The sequence below is a fragment of the Gordonia amicalis genome (assembly GCF_022059885.1).
Lineage (GTDB): Bacteria > Actinomycetota > Actinomycetes > Mycobacteriales > Mycobacteriaceae > Gordonia > Gordonia amicalis.
Genome location: NZ_CP091855.1, coordinates 1768753 through 1785789, shown reverse-complemented (window position 1 = coordinate 1785789; position 17037 = coordinate 1768753). Strand labels below are relative to the sequence as shown.

16 protein-coding genes are annotated in these 17037 nt (G+C 68.6%); 8 read left to right on the top strand and 8 right to left on the bottom strand.

Annotation, left to right across the window (positions count from 1 at the left end; genetic code table 11):
* Positions 1 to 211: 211 nt before the first annotated feature.
* Entirely contained in the window at positions 212 to 919 is a 708-nt protein-coding gene (locus IHQ52_RS08205) for a demethylmenaquinone methyltransferase (RefSeq protein ID WP_006435288.1), read from the bottom strand.
* A gap of 81 nt (positions 920 to 1000) precedes the next feature.
* Entirely contained in the window at positions 1001 to 2155 is a 1155-nt protein-coding gene (locus IHQ52_RS08200; RefSeq protein WP_024499799.1) for a glycosyltransferase family 4 protein, read from the bottom strand.
* Between the two features lie 113 nt (positions 2156 to 2268).
* Between IHQ52_RS08200 and IHQ52_RS08195 the strand changes: the two genes are divergently transcribed.
* Positions 2269 to 2886, top strand: coding sequence for a Type 1 glutamine amidotransferase-like domain-containing protein (locus tag IHQ52_RS08195; protein ID WP_006435284.1), 618 nt, complete (start codon positions 2269 to 2271; stop codon positions 2884 to 2886).
* Here the strand turns inward: IHQ52_RS08195 and IHQ52_RS08190 are convergent.
* Both IHQ52_RS08190 and menD read right to left on the bottom strand, forming a co-directional pair.
* Positions 2873 to 3478: a hypothetical protein gene (locus tag IHQ52_RS08190; RefSeq protein ID WP_006435283.1), complete on the bottom strand. Its 606-nt coding sequence runs from the start codon at positions 3476 to 3478 to the stop codon at positions 2873 to 2875. The two genes, IHQ52_RS08195 and IHQ52_RS08190, sit on opposite strands and share 14 nt — an antisense overlap.
* A 52-nt stretch (positions 3479 to 3530) precedes the next feature.
* Positions 3531 to 5207 carry a 2-succinyl-5-enolpyruvyl-6-hydroxy-3-cyclohexene-1-carboxylic-acid synthase gene (gene menD, locus IHQ52_RS08185; protein ID WP_006435282.1) on the bottom strand — a complete coding sequence of 559 codons (1677 nt, stop codon included), beginning with the start codon at positions 5205 to 5207 and terminating at the stop codon, positions 3531 to 3533.
* 61 nt (positions 5208 to 5268) lie between these two features.
* Here menD and IHQ52_RS08180 point away from each other — a divergent pair, with 61 nt between their 5' ends.
* From IHQ52_RS08180 to IHQ52_RS08165, 4 genes are all read left to right on the top strand, one after another.
* Entirely contained in the window at positions 5269 to 5886 is a 618-nt protein-coding gene (locus tag IHQ52_RS08180; RefSeq protein ID WP_006435281.1) for a class I SAM-dependent methyltransferase, read from the top strand.
* Positions 5887 to 5949: 63 nt separating this feature from the next.
* The gene (locus IHQ52_RS08175) at positions 5950 to 7029 is read left to right on the top strand and encodes an AbrB family transcriptional regulator (protein WP_024499798.1); all 1080 of its coding nucleotides are present in this window, start codon (positions 5950 to 5952) and stop codon (positions 7027 to 7029) included.
* 44 nt (positions 7030 to 7073) lie between these two features.
* Positions 7074 to 8381 carry a saccharopine dehydrogenase family protein gene (locus tag IHQ52_RS08170; RefSeq protein WP_024499797.1) on the top strand — a complete coding sequence of 436 codons (1308 nt, stop codon included), beginning with the start codon at positions 7074 to 7076 and terminating at the stop codon, positions 8379 to 8381.
* A gap of 158 nt (positions 8382 to 8539) precedes the next feature.
* Positions 8540 to 8986, top strand: coding sequence for an Hsp20/alpha crystallin family protein (locus IHQ52_RS08165; protein WP_006435278.1), 447 nt, complete (start codon positions 8540 to 8542; stop codon positions 8984 to 8986).
* Positions 8987 to 9096: 110 nt separating this feature from the next.
* On the opposite strand, the gene IHQ52_RS08160 is transcribed toward IHQ52_RS08165, so the two are convergent.
* On the bottom strand, positions 9097 to 10281 hold the full coding sequence (locus IHQ52_RS08160; RefSeq protein ID WP_024499796.1) for an EAL domain-containing protein: 1185 nt from the start codon (positions 10279 to 10281) through the stop codon (positions 9097 to 9099).
* A 515-nt stretch (positions 10282 to 10796) separates the two neighbouring features.
* On the opposite strand from IHQ52_RS08160, the gene IHQ52_RS08155 reads away from it, so the two are divergent.
* Complete coding sequence (locus IHQ52_RS08155) at positions 10797 to 11933, top strand: sensor domain-containing diguanylate cyclase (RefSeq protein WP_232513064.1); 1137 nt, start codon at positions 10797 to 10799, stop codon at positions 11931 to 11933.
* On the opposite strand, the gene IHQ52_RS08150 is transcribed toward IHQ52_RS08155, so the two are convergent.
* On the bottom strand, positions 11879 to 12640 hold the full coding sequence (locus IHQ52_RS08150; RefSeq protein WP_159405525.1) for a hypothetical protein: 762 nt from the start codon (positions 12638 to 12640) through the stop codon (positions 11879 to 11881). The two genes, IHQ52_RS08155 and IHQ52_RS08150, sit on opposite strands and share 55 nt — an antisense overlap.
* A 172-nt stretch (positions 12641 to 12812) precedes the next feature.
* Here IHQ52_RS08150 and IHQ52_RS08145 point away from each other — a divergent pair, with 172 nt between their 5' ends.
* Positions 12813 to 14918 (top strand): Rv1355c family protein, encoded by a 2106-nt coding sequence (locus IHQ52_RS08145; protein ID WP_159405526.1) that lies wholly within the window; start codon positions 12813 to 12815, stop codon positions 14916 to 14918.
* Positions 14919 to 14953: 35 nt separating this feature from the next.
* Here the strand turns inward: IHQ52_RS08145 and IHQ52_RS08140 are convergent, their stop codons facing one another.
* Both IHQ52_RS08140 and IHQ52_RS08135 read right to left on the bottom strand, forming a co-directional pair.
* Positions 14954 to 15628, bottom strand: a complete 675-nt coding sequence (locus tag IHQ52_RS08140) for a PaaI family thioesterase (protein ID WP_159405527.1) — start codon at positions 15626 to 15628, stop codon at positions 14954 to 14956.
* A gap of 25 nt (positions 15629 to 15653) precedes the next feature.
* The gene (locus IHQ52_RS08135; RefSeq protein WP_191834762.1) at positions 15654 to 15905 is read right to left on the bottom strand and encodes a hypothetical protein; all 252 of its coding nucleotides are present in this window, start codon (positions 15903 to 15905) and stop codon (positions 15654 to 15656) included.
* A 161-nt stretch (positions 15906 to 16066) separates the two neighbouring features.
* Between IHQ52_RS08135 and IHQ52_RS08130 the strand changes: the two genes are divergently transcribed.
* Positions 16067 to 17035 carry a 1,4-dihydroxy-2-naphthoyl-CoA synthase gene (locus IHQ52_RS08130; protein ID WP_006435270.1) on the top strand — a complete coding sequence of 323 codons (969 nt, stop codon included), beginning with the start codon at positions 16067 to 16069 and terminating at the stop codon, positions 17033 to 17035.
* Positions 17036 to 17037 lie beyond the last annotated feature (2 nt).

The window sequence follows — 17037 nt, the reverse complement described above, 5'->3', positions numbered from 1 at the left end:
AACAGAAAGACCGCACGCAAGCTCGCTACCACGGTAGCGAAGGGTTCCTCGCCAGCTCGCTACCCACCGATCGGACTGCACGCACTCCTACCTCGTTGCCCCACAACCGAAGTCGCATGCGACACCGATTCGGGATCTGCGACGCCAGCTGACGTCGCCGGACCGGATCGAGGTCGCATGCGACGTCGTTTTCGAAGTGGCGTCGGGGACGTCAGGCCCGGGCGGAGTGGATCGCCGCGATCCCGCCGGTCATGTTCTGCCAGCGCACCTGGTCGAAGCCGGCGTCGCGGATCAGGTCGCCCAGCGCGAACTGGTCGGGCCAGGCCCGGATCGATTCGGCCAGGTAGACATACGCGTCCGGGCTGCTCGACACCTTCGTCGCCACCGCCGGCAGCGCCTTCATCAGGTACTCCATGTACACGGTGCGGAACGGCTTGAACGTCGGCGTGGAGAACTCGCAGACCACCAGTCGCCCACCGGGTTTCAGCACACGACGCAGCTCGGCGAGCGCAGTCGGGACATCGTTGACGTTGCGCAGCCCGAAGGAGATGGTGGCCGCGTCGAAGGAGTCGTCGGCGAACGGGAGCGAGAGCGCGTCGGCCGCGACCTTGGGCACGTCGCGGTGGGCGCCGGCCTTGAGCATGCCGAGTGAGAAGTCGGCGGCCACACAGTGGGCACCCGACGACGCCAGTTCGACCGTCGACACCGCGGTCCCGGCCGCGAGGTCGAGCACGATGTCACCCGGACGCAGGTCGAGCGCCTTGCGTGTCTTCTTGCGCCACCCGCGATCCTGCCCGAAGGACAGCACCGTGTTGGTGATGTCGTAGCGTCGGGCGACGCCGTCGAACATGGCCGCGACCTCGGCCGGATCCTTCTCCAGACTTGCTCGCTGAGGTGGGTTCGCGCCCGTCGATGCCATGCCGCTCACGCTACCGCGCGCCGGCGCCACGACGAGCGTGAGGTACGCCGCACGCCGCCACCGCGACCGGTGTCCCGGCGATCAGGCGGGCCGGTCGAACTCGGCCGCGGCACCCGCCCCGGTCACCGACCGGTAGTGCCCCACCAGCTCGGCGCACACAGACGGCCAGGTCCGTGACCGCACCGCCTGGAGTGCCGCCCGACCGAACGCGGCCCGCACCGCATCGTCGTGCAGCGAGTCGACGATTGCCGGCAGGGCGGCCTCGAATCGCGCGACCTCGAGCAGGTACCCGGTGCGGAACGGCGTCACCAGATCGCACGGTCCGCCGGCAGCGGGGGCGATGACCGGCAGGCCGCTGGCCATCGCCTCCTGGATCGTCTGACAGAACGTCTCGTGTTCGCCCGCGTGCACGAAGACGTCGAACGAGGCGTACGCCCGGGCCAGCGCGTCGCCGCGGAGCTCGCCGGTGAACACCGCATCCGGCATCAAGCGTTCGAGGCGAGCGCGTTCGGGACCGTCGCCGACGATCACCAACCGCACCCGCGGGTCCCCGGACAGCCCGGCCAACCGTTCGACATGCTTCTCCGGCGCCAGCCGACCCACGAATCCGCACACCAGCGCGTGGTCGCGGTCCTGCCGCCACTGCGCGCGCAGAGCCTCGTCCCGACGGTCCGGCGCGAACAGGTCGAGGTCGACGCCGCGCCCCCACTTCCGGAGCCGCGGCACGCCGCGCACGGCGAGGGCGGTCATCGTCTCGCTCGACGGCGCCAGCGTCAGATCGCACATCTCGTGCAACAGGCGGGTGTATCGCCAGGCCGCCTTCTCCACCGCACCCAGCCGGTACGACGCCGCGAACCCGGCCACATCGGTCTGGAAGACCGCGACCACCGGCACGCCCAGCGCGCGCGCGGCGACCGCGCCCGCCGCGCCCACCACGAACGGGGAGGCCAGGTGCACGACGTCGGGCCCGAAGTCGCGCAGCACCCGGTACAGCAGCGGCATCGGAACCCCGACCGGCAGCGACGTCACCCGCGGAACCCGCACCGACGGCACCAGGTGCACCGCGGTCCGCCGCCCCACGATCCGCGGCGCAGAAGAACATCTCCGCGGTGTGTCCGGGGCGATGACGACCACCTCGTGGCCGGTGGATTCCAGATGCTCGACGACCCGCAGGACGGAGTTGACCACCCCGTTCATCTGCGGGAGGAAGCTCTCGGCGACGATCGCGACGCGCATGCCCCGACCCTGACCCGTCGACCTGACGGGCAGTGACGCAGTGCGTGACACGTCCCGCAACACCCGGTGAACACCCGACGACCCGAATCCCGGGCGTGATGCACAGTGGACGTGTGCCCGACACCGACCTACTCCTGCTGAGCCGATGGCTGACCCCGGTGCACGACTTCCTCGTGCCGCGCGTCGGCACCGGTGCGCGCATCGGCTTCATCCCGACCGCGTCGTCGATCTATCCCGACCAGGCCTGGCTCGACCTCGACCGCGGTTCCCTGCGCGAGCAGGGATTCGAGGTCGTCGACATCGATCCGGAACTCATCCCGGCGGCCACGTTCACCCGCGCGCTCGGCGAGGTCGACGCGGTGTTCGTCGCGGGCGGCAATGTCTTCCATCTCCTGGGTGCTCTCCGCCACGCCGGGGCCGACCGTCCTCTCGTCGCAGCGGTCCGGCTCGGTCTGCCCTACATCGGGGTCAGTGCCGGCGCGGCCGTCACCGGTCCCGACATCGCGCCGCTCGCGCTACTCGACAACCCGGCCGAGGCGGCGCCCCTGGCCTCGACCACCGGCCTGGAACTGATCGACGTCACGGTCGTACCGCATGCGGAGGGAACCGTCGGAGGGCGCGGACCGATCGACCGGACGCGTCAGGAGTTCGCCGACCATCCGCTGCACTTCCTGCGCGACGACGAGGCACTCGTGGTCTCCGGAGGAACCACCACGGTCATCGCGGGCTGAGGGACTCCGCGTCGGTCGCGCCCGGACCGGGGTCCTCGACAACGTCGACAACCGGGTCCTCGGCGGCAGCCGCCGAGTCCGCGTTCTCGCCGACCAGGTCGGCATCGGCCGAATCGTCACTGCCCGAATCGGCACCGGCCGAATCGTCACCGCCGGACTTCTCCGCATTCCGGCGAGCCAGGCGTCGGCTGAACTCCGCAACCCCGACCATCAGCAGGCCGACGACCAGCCACCCGACGACGGCCACCGACAGCCCCGGGATGATCGAGAGCATCGCGGTACGCCCGGTCGGTCGCGCGAGATCCGGGTTGTACGCGGCATATTCGACGCTGATGCGCTGTCCCTCGCTGAGCTCGGTGGGATACAGCAGACCGAAGCGCGGACTGTGGAACGAGCCGTCGGGGGTTTGGAAGTCGACGGCGGCGTGCAGTGCGTCCACCGAGACCACCTCGGCCATCACGGTGGCCTTGCTGGCCTCGATCGCCGAGTCGTTCTTGAAACAGCCGGCGATCAGCGACAGCGCCATCGCGGTGATGGTCAGACCGACGACGAGCAGCCCGAGCTGCACGCGCCGCTGGATCACCGGATTCATGCCGTTCAGGGTAACCGGCGGCGTCGGTCGCGACGGGACCGCCGTCGCGGGACTACCGCAGCCGGGCGGCGATCGCCGCGTGCACCGATCGCAGCCGATCGCGATCGGTGGCGACCTCGATCACCTCTATTCCGCCCGCCGCCGGTTCCTCGGCCAGTACGGCGCGCAGTTCGTCGACGCCGACCCGCCGGTGTGGGATGCGGAATCCCGCGCACATCGACGCGATGTCGGTGTGATGCGGGGTTCCGAAGACACGCTCGTAGGCGCCGGCGTACTGCCCGGTGTTGTAGCGCGGGTCGCCTTGCTCGAGCAGACCGAAGATCCCACCGCCGTCGTCGTTCGCGACGACGATCCGCAGCGAGTCGGGCCGCGGCTCCCCCGGCCCGATGACCAGACCGGTGGCGTCGTGGACGAAGGTGAGGTCACCCATGAGGGCGATGGTGCGAGCCCCGGGACGTTCGTGGTCGAGGGCCAGTGCGGCGCCGATGGCCGTCGAGTTGGTCCCGTCGATGCCGGCGACGCCACGGTTGGACAGGACGCGCACGCCCTCGGCGACCCGCCCGGCCAGCGCGATGTCGCGGATCGGATTCGACGCGCCGACGACGAGTTGGTCGCCCGGCGCCATCGCGTCGCTGACGGCACGGGCGACGTGGAGGCCGGTCGTCGGACCCGGTTCATCGAGTTCCGCGGCGACCGCCCCGACCACCCGCTCCTGCACCGCCGCACATTCCTTGAGCCAGTCCTCACGGGGTTCACCGGCCACCTCGATGCGGGTACCGGTCGCATAGACGTTGCCCGAGACGTCGGGCCATCGCGGGCCGGTGGTCAGCGCGTAGACCCGGACCTCGGGGTCGGCGAGCAGCCGGGAGACCCCGCGATGAAGGGTCGGACGACCGCAGATGATCGCCTGGCGGGGACGCACCGAATCGAGGGCGAGGGGATGCAGCGGGGTCGCCGGATGCGGGGCGGTCGGTTCGGCGACCGTCGGCACACCGGCGAGCGCGGGATGTTCACCGGAACCGTGACCGGACACCACCACGGTGTCCAGCGACAGGTCGATGGACAGCGGGACGTCGAGCTTGCCGACCGGCGCCTGCGTCCAGGGCAGTCCGCCGGGTCGTCCGGCGAACGAGCCCAGGTCATCGTCACCGACCTCGTCCGGATCGGGCACGAGGGGCTCACGCAGCGGGATGTCGAACTGGACCGGGCCGGCGTTTCCGGTACGTGCACCGCGCGCCGCGGCGAGCACGCGTCCGACGGCCGACCGCCACTGGCTGTTGGTGTCCAGGTCCTGCTCGGCGAGGCCGAGGCTGATCGCGGCACGCACCTGGGTGCCGAAGATGCCGAACTGCTCGACGGTCTGGTTGGCGCCCGATCCGAGCAGCTCATAGGGCCGATTGGCGCTGATCACCACGAGTGGCACGCGGGCGTAGTTGGCCTCGAAGACCGCCGGCCCCATGTTCGCCACGGCGGTGCCGCTCGTCATGACGATCGGCACCGGCTCCTTCGACGACACCGCCAGTCCCAGTGCCAGGTAACCCGCCGATCGTTCGTCGATGCGGACGTGCAGCCGCAGCCGGCCCGCGACGTCGGCGGCGTGCAGCGCGAAGGCCAGCGGCGCGTTCCGGGACCCCGGGCACAGCACGGCTTCCCGCACGCCACCCCGGATCAACTCGTCGACGATGACCCGCGCCTGCAGCGTCGATGGATTCGGACCCGGTCGATTCATTCCTCAAGCCTAGGGACTCGAACTCCAGGCGATGCGCCGGGAGCGGCGTTACGCTGGTCGCGTGGGATTCTATGACGACCGCGTCGTCCCGCATCTGGTCCACCTGGCATGCGGGATGTCCGCCCTGACACCACTGCGGCAACGCGCCTGCGCCCCGCTGAGCGGGCGGACGCTCGAAGTCGGCTTCGGCTCGGGTCTCAATGTCGGGCTCTATCCCGACACGATCACCGAGGTCGCCGCGGTAGAACCCTCCGATGTCGGCTGGCGGATGGCCGCCGACCGGGTCGCGGAGTCGTCCGTGCCCATCGAGCGCTCCGGGCTCGACGGCCAGAAACTGCCCTTCGAGGACGACTCCTTCGACGCCGCGTTGTCGACGTTCACGCTGTGCACGATCCCCGACCTGCGCGCAGCCCTCACCGAGATCCGCCGCGTCCTGCGTCCGGGCGGCACCCTCGGCTTCCTCGAACACGGTCTGGCGCCCGACGAGAAGGTGCGCCGCTGGCAGCACCGCCTCGAGCCGATCCAGAAGCGCCTCGTCGGCGGCTGTCACCTGACCCGTGACGTACGAGCCGAACTGACGGCGGCGGGCTTCACGCTCGGCAGCGTCGACTCCTTCTATCAACCGGGAGTCCCGAAACCGCATGGGGCCCTGAGCCTGGGCACCGCAGTACCTGCCTGACCCCGCTCCGCCCGCCCCGACCTCGCGCGGCACCCGCCAGGGTGCTGCCCTACTGTGGTTCCAATGCGTCGCTGGACACTGCTGGCCGTTCTGACCGCGGCCGCGACGCTGATCCTCGACATCTTCGACGTCGACGCGGCGGCCCTGTTCGCCGGTCTCGTCGTCGCCGGCCTGCTGGCCATCGCCGGGCGGGCGCCGCGACGCCGCACCTCCACGGACGATCCCGACGCCCCGATCGTGCCACGCTGGGCGTTCGTGTCGTCACAGGGTGTGCTCGGCGTCTACATCGGCACGGTGGCCGATCCGGAGACGGTGAGCGGACTCGGCTCGTCGTGGTTCCCGGTGCTGGTGATCGGCATCGCGACCCTGGCCATCTCGATCGTCTGCGGCGGTCTGCTCGGACTGCATCGCGACGTCGACCCGCTCACCGGCTCGCTCGCGCTCGTGGCCGGCGGCGCCTCCGGGCTGGTCGCCCTCACCCGCGAGTTCGGCGGCGACGAACGGATGGTCGCGGTCATCCAGTACCTACGGGTCGCGCTGGTCACCGTCACCATCCCGCTCGTCGCGTCCCTCGTCTTCGGAGCAGGCGAAGGCACCGTGGAGATCCTCCCGGCGTCGTGGGCCGATCAGGCGTGGGGTCTGTTGCTGCTGGGGGTGTGCCTGGGAGTCGGCATCCCCGTCGGACGACTGCTGCACCTCCCGGCCGCCGGTCTGCTCGGTCCGCTCGCGTTCTCGGCGGCCGCCGAGCTCACCGGTATCGCGGGCGACGCCGCGGTCTCTCCGATCCTGCTCACCGTGGCCTACGCGCTGATCGGCTGGCAGGCGGGACTCGGCTTCACCATGGAGCGTCTTCGAGAGATCGGACGCGTTCTGCCCTATGCGCTCGTCCTCATCCTGGCCATCGGTGTCGGTTGCGCACTGCTCGGCGTTGCACTGTCGGCATGGACCGGGGAGTCCATGTTCGACTGCTATCTCGCGACCACCCCCGGCGGCATCTACGCCGTCCTGGCAGCGGCCACCGGCGCGGGCGGCAACGTGGCCTTCGTCGTCGCGGCCCAGATCCTGCGGGTGCTCCTCATGCTCTTCGTGGCGCCGTTCGCGGCACGGGTCGCGTCCCGGCGCGGCGGCGGAAGAAGGATCTGACTCCCCGGTCACATGTGACCCGCGTCCCACGTAAGGTCGGAGAGATGAGCGGGGAATCCACCACCGAGACATCCAGCAACGAGAACCGGCCCGCCGCCGGTTCGCACGGCCGCGAGTTCGACGTCGTCGTCTACGGCGCCACCGGCTTCGTCGGCGAGATCACCGCCCGGTATCTCGCCGACCACGCCCCGATCGGCACCAAGGTCGCGCTCGCCGGCCGCAACGAGTCCAAGCTCGCCAAGGTGCGCGAACGACTGCCGCTCCGGGCGCACGACTGGCCCCTGATCGTCGCCGACTCCAACTCGCCGGCCGCGCTCGATGCGATGGTGGCCCGCACGCAGGTCATCTGCACCACGGTCGGCCCCTACCTGAAATACGGCGAGGCACTCGTGGTCGCGGCCGCGACCGCCGGGACCGACTACGTCGACCTCACCGGCGAGGTCCCCTTCGTCCGCTACTCCATCGACAAGGCGCACGACACCGCCGTCGCCTCGGGTGCACGCATCGTCCACTCCTGCGGATTCGACTCCGTCCCGTCCGACCTCACCACCTACGCGCTCTACAAGAAGGTCGCCGAGGACGGGGCGGGCGAGATGACCGACACCACCCTGGTGGTGAAGTCGATGCGCGGCGGCCTGTCCGGCGGCACCATCGACTCGATGCGGGTCATCGCCGACGAGGCCAGGAACTCGCAGGCCCGGCGCCTGATGCTCAACCCGCAGGCCCTGTCCGGCGGTCCCGGCGAGGTCCCGCGGGTCAGCATGTCCGACGAACCGAGCGACCTGTCGATCATCAGCGCCAAGAAGGTCGACCCCTCGCTGCGCGGCACCCTCGCCCCGTTCTTCATGGCGGCACACAACACCCGGATCGTTCGTCGTTCGAATGCGCTGCTGGACAACGCCTACGGCACGAACTTCCATTACGCGGAGACGATGAACGTCGGCGGCGTCCCGGCCGTGTCGACGCTGGCGGCCGGCGCGGTCGCGGTCGGCACCGGCGTCTTCATGGGGGCGATGAGCTTCGGCCCCACCCGCCGCCTCCTCGACCGCGTCCTGCCCAAGCCGGGCGACGGCCCCAGCGAGAAGTCCCGCAACAGTGGATATTTCGTGGTCGAGACGTTCACGCGGACGACCACCGGCCGTCGCTACCGATCGCAGATGCGCGCCCAGGGCGACCCGGGATACAAGGCGACCGCGGTGATGCTCGCCGAGAGCGCCCTGGCGCTGGCGCTCGACCGCGATCGGCTACCGTCCCGCACCGGGGTTCTCACGACCGCGGCAGCGATGGGCGATGCACTCATCGACCGCCTGCGCGACGCCGGATTCACCATCGAGGCAACCGAACTCGGCTGAACCGGCCGCTCGAGCACCGGTTCGCACATCGTCTGGCACTCTCTACCCGAGAGTGCTAGACGAGTGCGCGAACCGGTGCTATCTTCGGTGTCAGTACAGCGTTGAGCTGCTCGCCTGCCGAGTGGCGAGCAGCCTTGTGAGACAGGAGGTGAACTGCTGTGCTGCGTTTCGATCCCTTCTCCGACATGGATGCCTGGGCCCGGGGCATGCTGACCGGTTCGGCGGCCGGAACCGCGCGTACACCCAAGTTCATGCCCTTGGACCTCTACAAGGTCGACGACCACTACATGCTCGTCGCCGACCTGCCGGGCGCGGACCCTGGCTCGATCGACGTGAGTGTCGACAACGGCGTACTCACGTTGTCCGCCCAGCGAAGTGCCCCGTCCGACGAGGGTGTCCAGTGGCTGGCCAGCGAACGGTTCTCCGGCACCTACCGCCGCCAGGTCACCCTCGGTGACTCCATCGACAGTGCCGGCATCTCCGCGCGCTACGACAACGGCGTGCTCACCGTGACCATCCCGGTGGCCGAGAAGGCCAAGCCGCGTCGCATCGAGGTGGAGAGCCACAACAGTCCGCAGGCCATCGAGACCGGAACTGTCACCTAACCCGAAACCCATGTCCCCGAGCATCATCGGGGAGATCGCACCGGACGGTCGGTTCGCCGGACAACGGCGCACCGGCCGTCCGGGTGTGTCACCGGCGGTCCGTTACCGGACTATCGGCCGGTCCACGTGGACAGCGGTTCCGGACGGCCGAAGAAGAAGCCCTGCGCGTAGTCGAAGCCGAACTCGGTGAGGACCTCCAGCACGTCGTCGCTCTCGATGCCCTCCGCCACCATCCGCAGACCGGTGGCCGCCGCCATCTCCGAGATCGCCCGCACCACAGCACGATCGGAATGACTGTGGACCAGCTGGTCGATCAGCGTGCGATCGACCTTCAGGACGTCGACCGGCAGGTCCCGCACATAACGAAGGGCGGAGAAGCCGGCGCCGAGGTCGTCGACGCAGATGGTGCACCCGAGGTCGTGCAGCGCGTTGACGGTCCGGGCCGCCGAGGTCTCGAGGCGGATCACCTGATCCTCGCGGACCTCGATCCAGACCCGGGCCGGATCGACGCGGTAGTCGCGGATCAGACCGTCGATGTAGGCGACGAGGCCGTCGTCGGACAGCTGCTGGCAGGACAGGTTGAGCGAGACGAAACCCTCGTCACCGGTCATCCGGGAGATGTCCGCGGCGAGATCCCGGATGGCTTCCCCGATGGCATGCCGGCCGATCGGCGCGAGCAGCGAGATGCCTTCGGCCACCGCGAGAAACGCATCTGGGGCAAGCACTCCGGATTCGGTGTGCCAACGCAGTAGCGACTCATAGCCGACCACCCGACGGTCGGGCATTGCGACGATCGGTTGGTAGAAGACCGAGAAGTCCCGCTCGACGGACCGGGTGAGCCATGCCGTGAGGTCGACCTCCGCGCTGATCTGCCGCACCATACTCGGGTGCGCGAACTCGACATGCACCCGGCGGGTGAGGGCGACGCACAGGGCGGCGTCGGCGTGACGCACCAGATCGGCCTCGTCCGAGACCCCGTCGAGGTCGGCGCCGACGGCGACGCCCATGCAGACGTCGAGGAATCCGCTGCGATCTCCGTCGCTGACGGTGTGCGCACCGAGTTTGCGCCGTGCCGCGTCGATGAGCGCGTCATGGCCGCCATCGGTGGCCGAGAGAGTTATCAGCCACTGCAGATCCGACCTGCGTTCGAACCGCGCACGTGGACTGATCGGCATCAGGACCTGGGCGACGAACGATTCGGCGATGGACACGACGGCGCCGTGCCCGTAGGCGACGACGGCACGGTGGTAAGGGTCGACCTCGACGGCGATCACCGTTGCGCCGCGACTCAACACTGCATCATCTACTGTCGTCCGATCCCCCCGCCGCGGCCCGAACGCCACGTTCCTCGGCAGGATTTTAACCGCAGACCGGCTCGTCCTGTACAGGACAACCCCGACCCGAAACCGGTGCAATACATCGGATATGATCCGCGGACTCAGAGGAAGTGGCGCCACGGCAATCGTCGATGCAGCGCATGATCCGTGTCGTGACGGTGGAAATCTGCGCCTTCTGTATCCGGCGACTCTCGTTGTCGATTGACCTCCATCGGATTCGGGGGTGCCGCGGGCCGCATTCTCTTTTGATCACACCCCGCAAACAATTAGAAAGGCTAGAAAACGGCTGCTAAGGTGGGAGCCAGTCCTGTGTGCAACGCCACTCAGGATTCGTTAGTTCGGGTTATGATTTTGATCCCGTAAATCACCGAGTTCGGAGAACCCGTGGTCGCTCGCTCGGCCGAAACGACGGAAAGCGGTCCCGGCGTATGGCCTTGATCAGAAACATGATGCGCCGCTACGATGCGCGGTCCATGGCAACGCTGATCAGTACCGGTGGCGTGCTCCCGCTGCCCATCATCAGCGTCCTCGCACCCGACACCCTGAAGCCCGGAAAGATGATCATCCTGATGGTCATCTGGTCGTTCATCGCGCTGGTGTTCACCGTCACGATGCTCCGTCGCCGGCTGACCGATCCGGAGTTCGCGGTCCTGGGCGGCCTCGGCATCGTCGGCATCGGTGGCACATCCTTGATCCTCGCCGACCCCCGCTCCTCGGCCCTCGTGCTCGCGATCGTCGCGGCCATTCCCGCCATCGGCGCGATCACCGCGTCGACCCGGCTCATCCTGTCGCATCTGGCGATCGCGACCCTCTGCGCGGTGGTCGTCCTCGGCGTCACCACGACGTCGGGGCCGGCGTTCCTGATCAGCTTCGGGTCCATGTTCGGGATCATCGTGGTGCCCGTGTTCCTCGTGGTGGCCCTCCGCAAGTCGATGGAGGCCGTACTCGACCAACAGACCCGTCTCTGCGGGATCGATCCCCTGACCGGACTGCTCAACCGCCGCGGATTCCTCATCCGCGCGTCGCAACTGTTGTCCGCCGCACGCTCGTCCACCGGACGGATCGGCATCCTGCTTCTCGACGTCGACCACTTCAAACGGATCAACGACGAGTACGGGCACCTCGCCGGCGACGGCGTCCTACTGTCCGCGTCCGCCGCCATCCGCGAACACGCCCCTGTCGGTTCCGAGGTGTGCCGCTACGGCGGCGAGGAGTTCCTGCTGTTCCACGTGGTCCACGACGAGAACGAGCTGTGGCTCTGCGCCGAACGTCTCCGGGCCGCGGTGGCCGCCACGGCTCCGGTGACGGTCAGTGTCGGGGGCGTCTGTGCACCGCTGGTGTCCTCGCGCAACGGCGATGCCGGCTCCACCGACGACGTGATCGGGAACCTGCTGGGCCGCGCCGACGAATGCGTGTACCGGGCCAAGGAGAGCGGCCGGGACACCACCGTCATCGACACGATCGATCCGGTCGTGTGGAACGACGGCACGCTGAGCGCCCACGCCGCCGAGGACCCACCGGCATCGCCGCCGGCGGCAAGCCTGTACGAGGTCTTCTACCAGCGTCCGGCCGACTTGCTGGAGATGGACACCCGGCCCGGGAGACGCTGAGCATGTCGCGGCGACTGCAGGATATCGGCTTCCATCCGCATCCGGCGCCAGGTCTCCTCGGTGGTGTGTTCCTGGAGGCGGGCCCGATCCCACCACATGAGTCGGGTCCGGTAGCGCTCGTCGGGGAACGGCGTCGGCGGCACCGACTCGTCGACGCGGCCGCCGCCCGACTGCCAGCGCCGCAGCACGTGATCGGCCGCAGTGGCCATCATGTGATCGGTGCCCGACATCTCCATGATGACCAGCCCCAACCGTGACAGCTGCCCGGCCACAGACCTGGCGATGGGTGATCGCTCATCCACCCAGGCCGTCTTGACCTCGACGATCCCGCCCGCAAGCCGCTCTTCGATGGCGTTCACCAACTGCACCTGACCGGGCTGTCCGGCCCACTCGACGAGCGCGTGCGACTGCGCCGCCGCGCTGAACCGCGGCTGGACGCGCAGGCCGCCGCGGACCTGATCGGACTCGTCGAGCACGGCGAAGAACAGGGCCGTTCCCGCACCTGAGGAGACCTCGTCGTAATCGAGTGCGGCCGCACAGCCGTGCCGGTCGTACGACGCGGCGGCCCCGGCGAGGTACTTGTCCCACAGGAGCCGCTCCCGTCGCGGACTGGCCGCGATCACCGTGTACTCCGTACCGGCCTCCGGGGCGGTGGCCCGAAGCATGCCGGTCTGTACCACTTCACTGGCGGTTTTCATCGTTTTCATCGCAGTATTGCGCCTTCCATAAATAAGGAATTCGTTGCGAGATCTCCCCCGACCCCGCGTGTTATGTTGCCACAGCGGCAATTTTATGCTGGTGCAGAACCGTTCTTCTCGTCCAAAATCCGCACATATAGCCCCGGTTGGCGACGCCGAGTCGGGTAAGCCACCATGAGGTATGCACTACACGCCGGCCACTGCGGCCAACGTCTACTCGGAGTCCGAAGTCCCCGTTTCTCTCCTGGACGACGACGCGATCGACGTGACAGACATGACCACCCAGACCCGACGTGCACTCGACGAGATCCTGCCTCCGGTCGACCCCTCGGTCCGGGATGAAGAATGTCGATTCGCGTACTTTCCGTGGCGCAAATCGCTGGTGAAGATCCCCGGTCCGATCTCTTATCGTCGGCTGCGGCTGGACCGTAACAGGCATAAGCTGACCGCGGCCGATCTCGACGCCGCCGCCAAGCTGCGCATCGGGATCGTCGGATTGAGCGTCGGCCACGCCATCGCCCTCACCCTGGCCCTCGAGGGACTGGCCGGCGAATTACGTCTGGCGGATTTCGACGACCTCGAATTGACGAATATGAATCGAATTCCGGCAACATTGCTGGATATCGATACAAATAAGGCCATCGTGGCTTCCCGACGTATTTCCGAAATCGACCCGTACCTGACGACTTCGGTGTTCACAGAGGGCATAACCAACGAGAACATCGACGAATTCCTCGACGGCCTCGACCTCGTCGTCGAAGAATGTGATTCATTCGACGTAAAGGTGCTGGTACGGCATCGTTGCCGCGAACTGGGTATTCCGGTGCTGATGGAGACGAGTGACGGCGGAACCCTCGACGTGGAGCGATTCGATCTCGAACCGGAGCGCCCGCTGTTCCATGGTCTGGCCGGGGATCTCCGCATCGAGGACCTGGTGGGTCTGGACCGGGCACATCTCACCCCCCTGGCCGTCAAGGTCCTCGAACCGGCGAGGGTCACCGCGCCGATGGCGGCGTCGGCGATCGAACTCGGGCACACGGTCACGGCCTGGCCGCAACTGGCCGGCGACGTGCTGCTCGGCGGTGCGACCGTCGCCGCCGCGGTCCGCCGCCTCGTCCAGGGCCGTCCGCTGCCGTCCGGGCGCGTGCGCTTCGACCGCGACACCTGGCTCGACGGCCTCAGCGATCCCCTCGACGGTGCCGGCGGCACGGACGCAGGTACCGCCGAATCGCTCGCGCACAACGAGATCCCGGTCGACGAGATGTCCGACCTCGATCTCATCACGCACGCCGCGGCGCGAGCCCCGTCGGCGGGCAACCAGCAGCCGTGGCGGATCAGCGTCGACGACGACACCGTGACCATCGCCCTCGACCGGGACCGCACCTCGACGCTCGACGTCGAGCACCGCGCCTCCGCGGTCGCGGTCGGTGCCGCCCTGCACAACGCCCGTGTCGCCGCGGCCAGTCGCGGTGTGCTCGACGACATCGAGATCGTCGAGGACGACCAGACGGTTCTCGGACGTGTCCGGCTCAAAGGCCTCGGTGCGGGAGTGCACGCGCCCGAGTACGAAAGCGACCTTCAGGCGCTGCTCGCGCGGAGCACCCGGCGTGGACCCGGCGACGGCTCACCGCTCGGCGACGAGGACCTGCTCCGACTCACCGCTGTGGCCGACACCGAGACCACCCGACTCGTGCCCCTGTCCGACCGCACGCGGATCGCGACCTTCGCGACGATCTCGGATCGCTCCGACCGGGCGCGCTTCCTGACCCCCGCGCTGCACCGCGAGATGTTCGCCGAACTCACCGCCGACCCCGCGGCCGGTGCCGGGATCGACATCGCGTCTCTCGATCTGCCGCCGGCGATGGCCGGGATGCTCGACGTGCTCCGGCGGGGCGACGTGATGTCCCTGCTCGACGAGTGGGGCGGCGGCGCGGCGCTGGGGGCGGACGCCGCGGCGCGGGTCGCCTCGGCGTCGGGAATCCTGCTCCTGGTCCAGAGCGGGCGTACCCGGGCGGACTACATGCGAGCCGGGCTCGTCGTCGAACAGCTGTGGGTGGCCGCCGAGCAACTCGGCTATACCGTGCACCCCATGACGCCGGCCTTCCTGTACGCCCTCGACGACGCGACGGCGCACACGCTGTCGGACAACCACGGCGACCTTCTCGCGGGCCTGCGTCGCGAGATGGACGAGTTGTGTCCGGTCGCCGACGACGAGGCCGTCACCATCGCCTTGCGGGTGTCCCGATCGGATTCGCCGGCGGTACGCAGCCGGCGCCTCGAGGTCTGATCAGCCGCGCCTGACCGGCCAGGCCGGCCGACCGTCTAGGCCTGGCCGGGATTGAGCTTGATGAACAGCGCGTCCATCTCGGCGCACAGGCGGTCACCGTCGTGCATGGTGCCCTTGAGGAAGACCTTGCGGCCCTCGACCCGCTCCGCCCAGGCGTGTACGCGCAGGGTCGTGTTCAGCGGGGTGATCGAGCGGTACTGCACGTTCAGGTAGGCGGTGCGGCTGATGTGCTGCACGGCGACGGCCGAGGCGAAGCCGCCGATGTCGTCGAAGGCGACGGCGATGTGCCCGCCGTGCGCGGCGTTGTTGCCGCCGAGGTGGAAGTCGCGGAAGACGAGGTCGGCGATCACGCCGGTCTCGGTGACCTCGACGACCTCGTAGGGCGGGAGGGTGATGTTGCCGCGGGACGGCAGGTCGATCCGGGTGCCGGCCGGCGAATGCCATTCGTCGATGCGGACCTTCGCGAGGCGCTCGTTGACGGCGGTGAGGTGCTCGATGAGGTCGTCGACCAGTTCGTCGTCGGGGCAGGCGTAGCGCGCATTGTCCATCAGCAGGCGTACCTGTTCGCTGAACTCGCCGTACCGTGAACCGCCACGATCGGTGCTGACGTCGATGTGGGCGCGGAACCCGCCCTCGTGCGGGTCTTCCTCGACGGTCTCTACGGCATGGTCGTTAACGGTCTCTACGGCATGGTCGTTGACTTCACTCACCGGTCAACCGTATACGAAGACCGGTTCAGTGGCCGGACCGGTGCTCCCCGCCGGGGTCCGGACGGTGCCGATCGAAACGACGGTGCGCATCCAGATCGACGCACGTCCCGTGTCGGGCCAGGTCCCGTGCCTGGCCGGGAACGAAGTCGGGGACGCCGCGTGGCCCACGCTCTTTTTCGTCCCGCATCTTCACCGCCCGCCCCACGATGACGGCGACGACCGCGGCCACTGCGCACCACACGGCCACGACGACGAGAATCCACCCCCACGTGTTCATAGGTAAAGCAAAGCACCCCGAACTGGTAATTTACTGAAAATTCGCATCATATATGGTCCGCGACCAAGCGGTACTCAACAGGACATTTGTTCCACTCCACCGGGTTCCGGCTCCTCCGGACCGCCGCGACCACGGCCGTCCGCGGTCACTAGTCTGAGCGCATGAGCGCCGACGACACCCAGACCACCGACCAGCCGTTCGATCCGGCCCAGTGGGCCGAGGTGCCCGGATTCACCGACCTCACCGACATCACCTACCACCGGCATGTCGGTGAGGGCCGCGAGAACGGCATCGTGCGAGTGGCTTTCGACCGGCCGGAGGTCCGCAATGCCTTCCGCCCGCACACCGTCGACGAGCTCTACCGGGTACTCGACCACGCGCGCCGCTCGCCCGACATCGGCACGATCCTGCTGACCGGCAACGGCCCGAGCCCCAAGGACGGCGGCTGGGCTTTCTGCAGCGGCGGCGACCAGCGCATCCGCGGCCGTTCGGGCTACCAGTACGCCACCAGCCACGACACCGACGTCGTGGGCGCCGGCGCCGGCTCGGTCGACGAGGCGCGGGTGAAGGCCGAGGGCGGACGGCTCCACATCCTCGAGGTCCAGCGGCTCATCCGGACCATGCCGAAGGTGGTCATCGCAGTGGTCAACGGGTGGGCGGCGGGCGGCGGCCACTCGCTGCACGTGGTGTGCGACCTGACCCTCGCCTCCGCCGAACACGCCCGGTTCAAGCAGACCGACGCCGACGTGGGCTCCTTCGACGCCGGATACGGCAGCGCCTACCTCGCCAAGCAGGTCGGCCAGAAGTTCGCCCGGGAGATCTTCTTCCTCGGCGAGGCCTACGATGCGGAGACCATGCACCGGATGGGCGCGGTCAACCGCGTCGCGCCGCACACCGAGCTGGAGAACACCGCCATCGAGTGGGCCCGCAAAATCAACGGCAAGTCACCCACCGCTCAGCGCATGCTGAAGTTCGCGTTCAACCTCACCGATGACGGGCTCATGGGACAGCAGGTGTTCGCCGGTGAGGCGACGCGCCTGGCCTACATGACCGACGAGGCCGTGGAAGGCCGGGACGCGTTCCTGGAGAAGCGCGATCCCCGCTGGGACGACTTCCCGTACTACTACTGAGG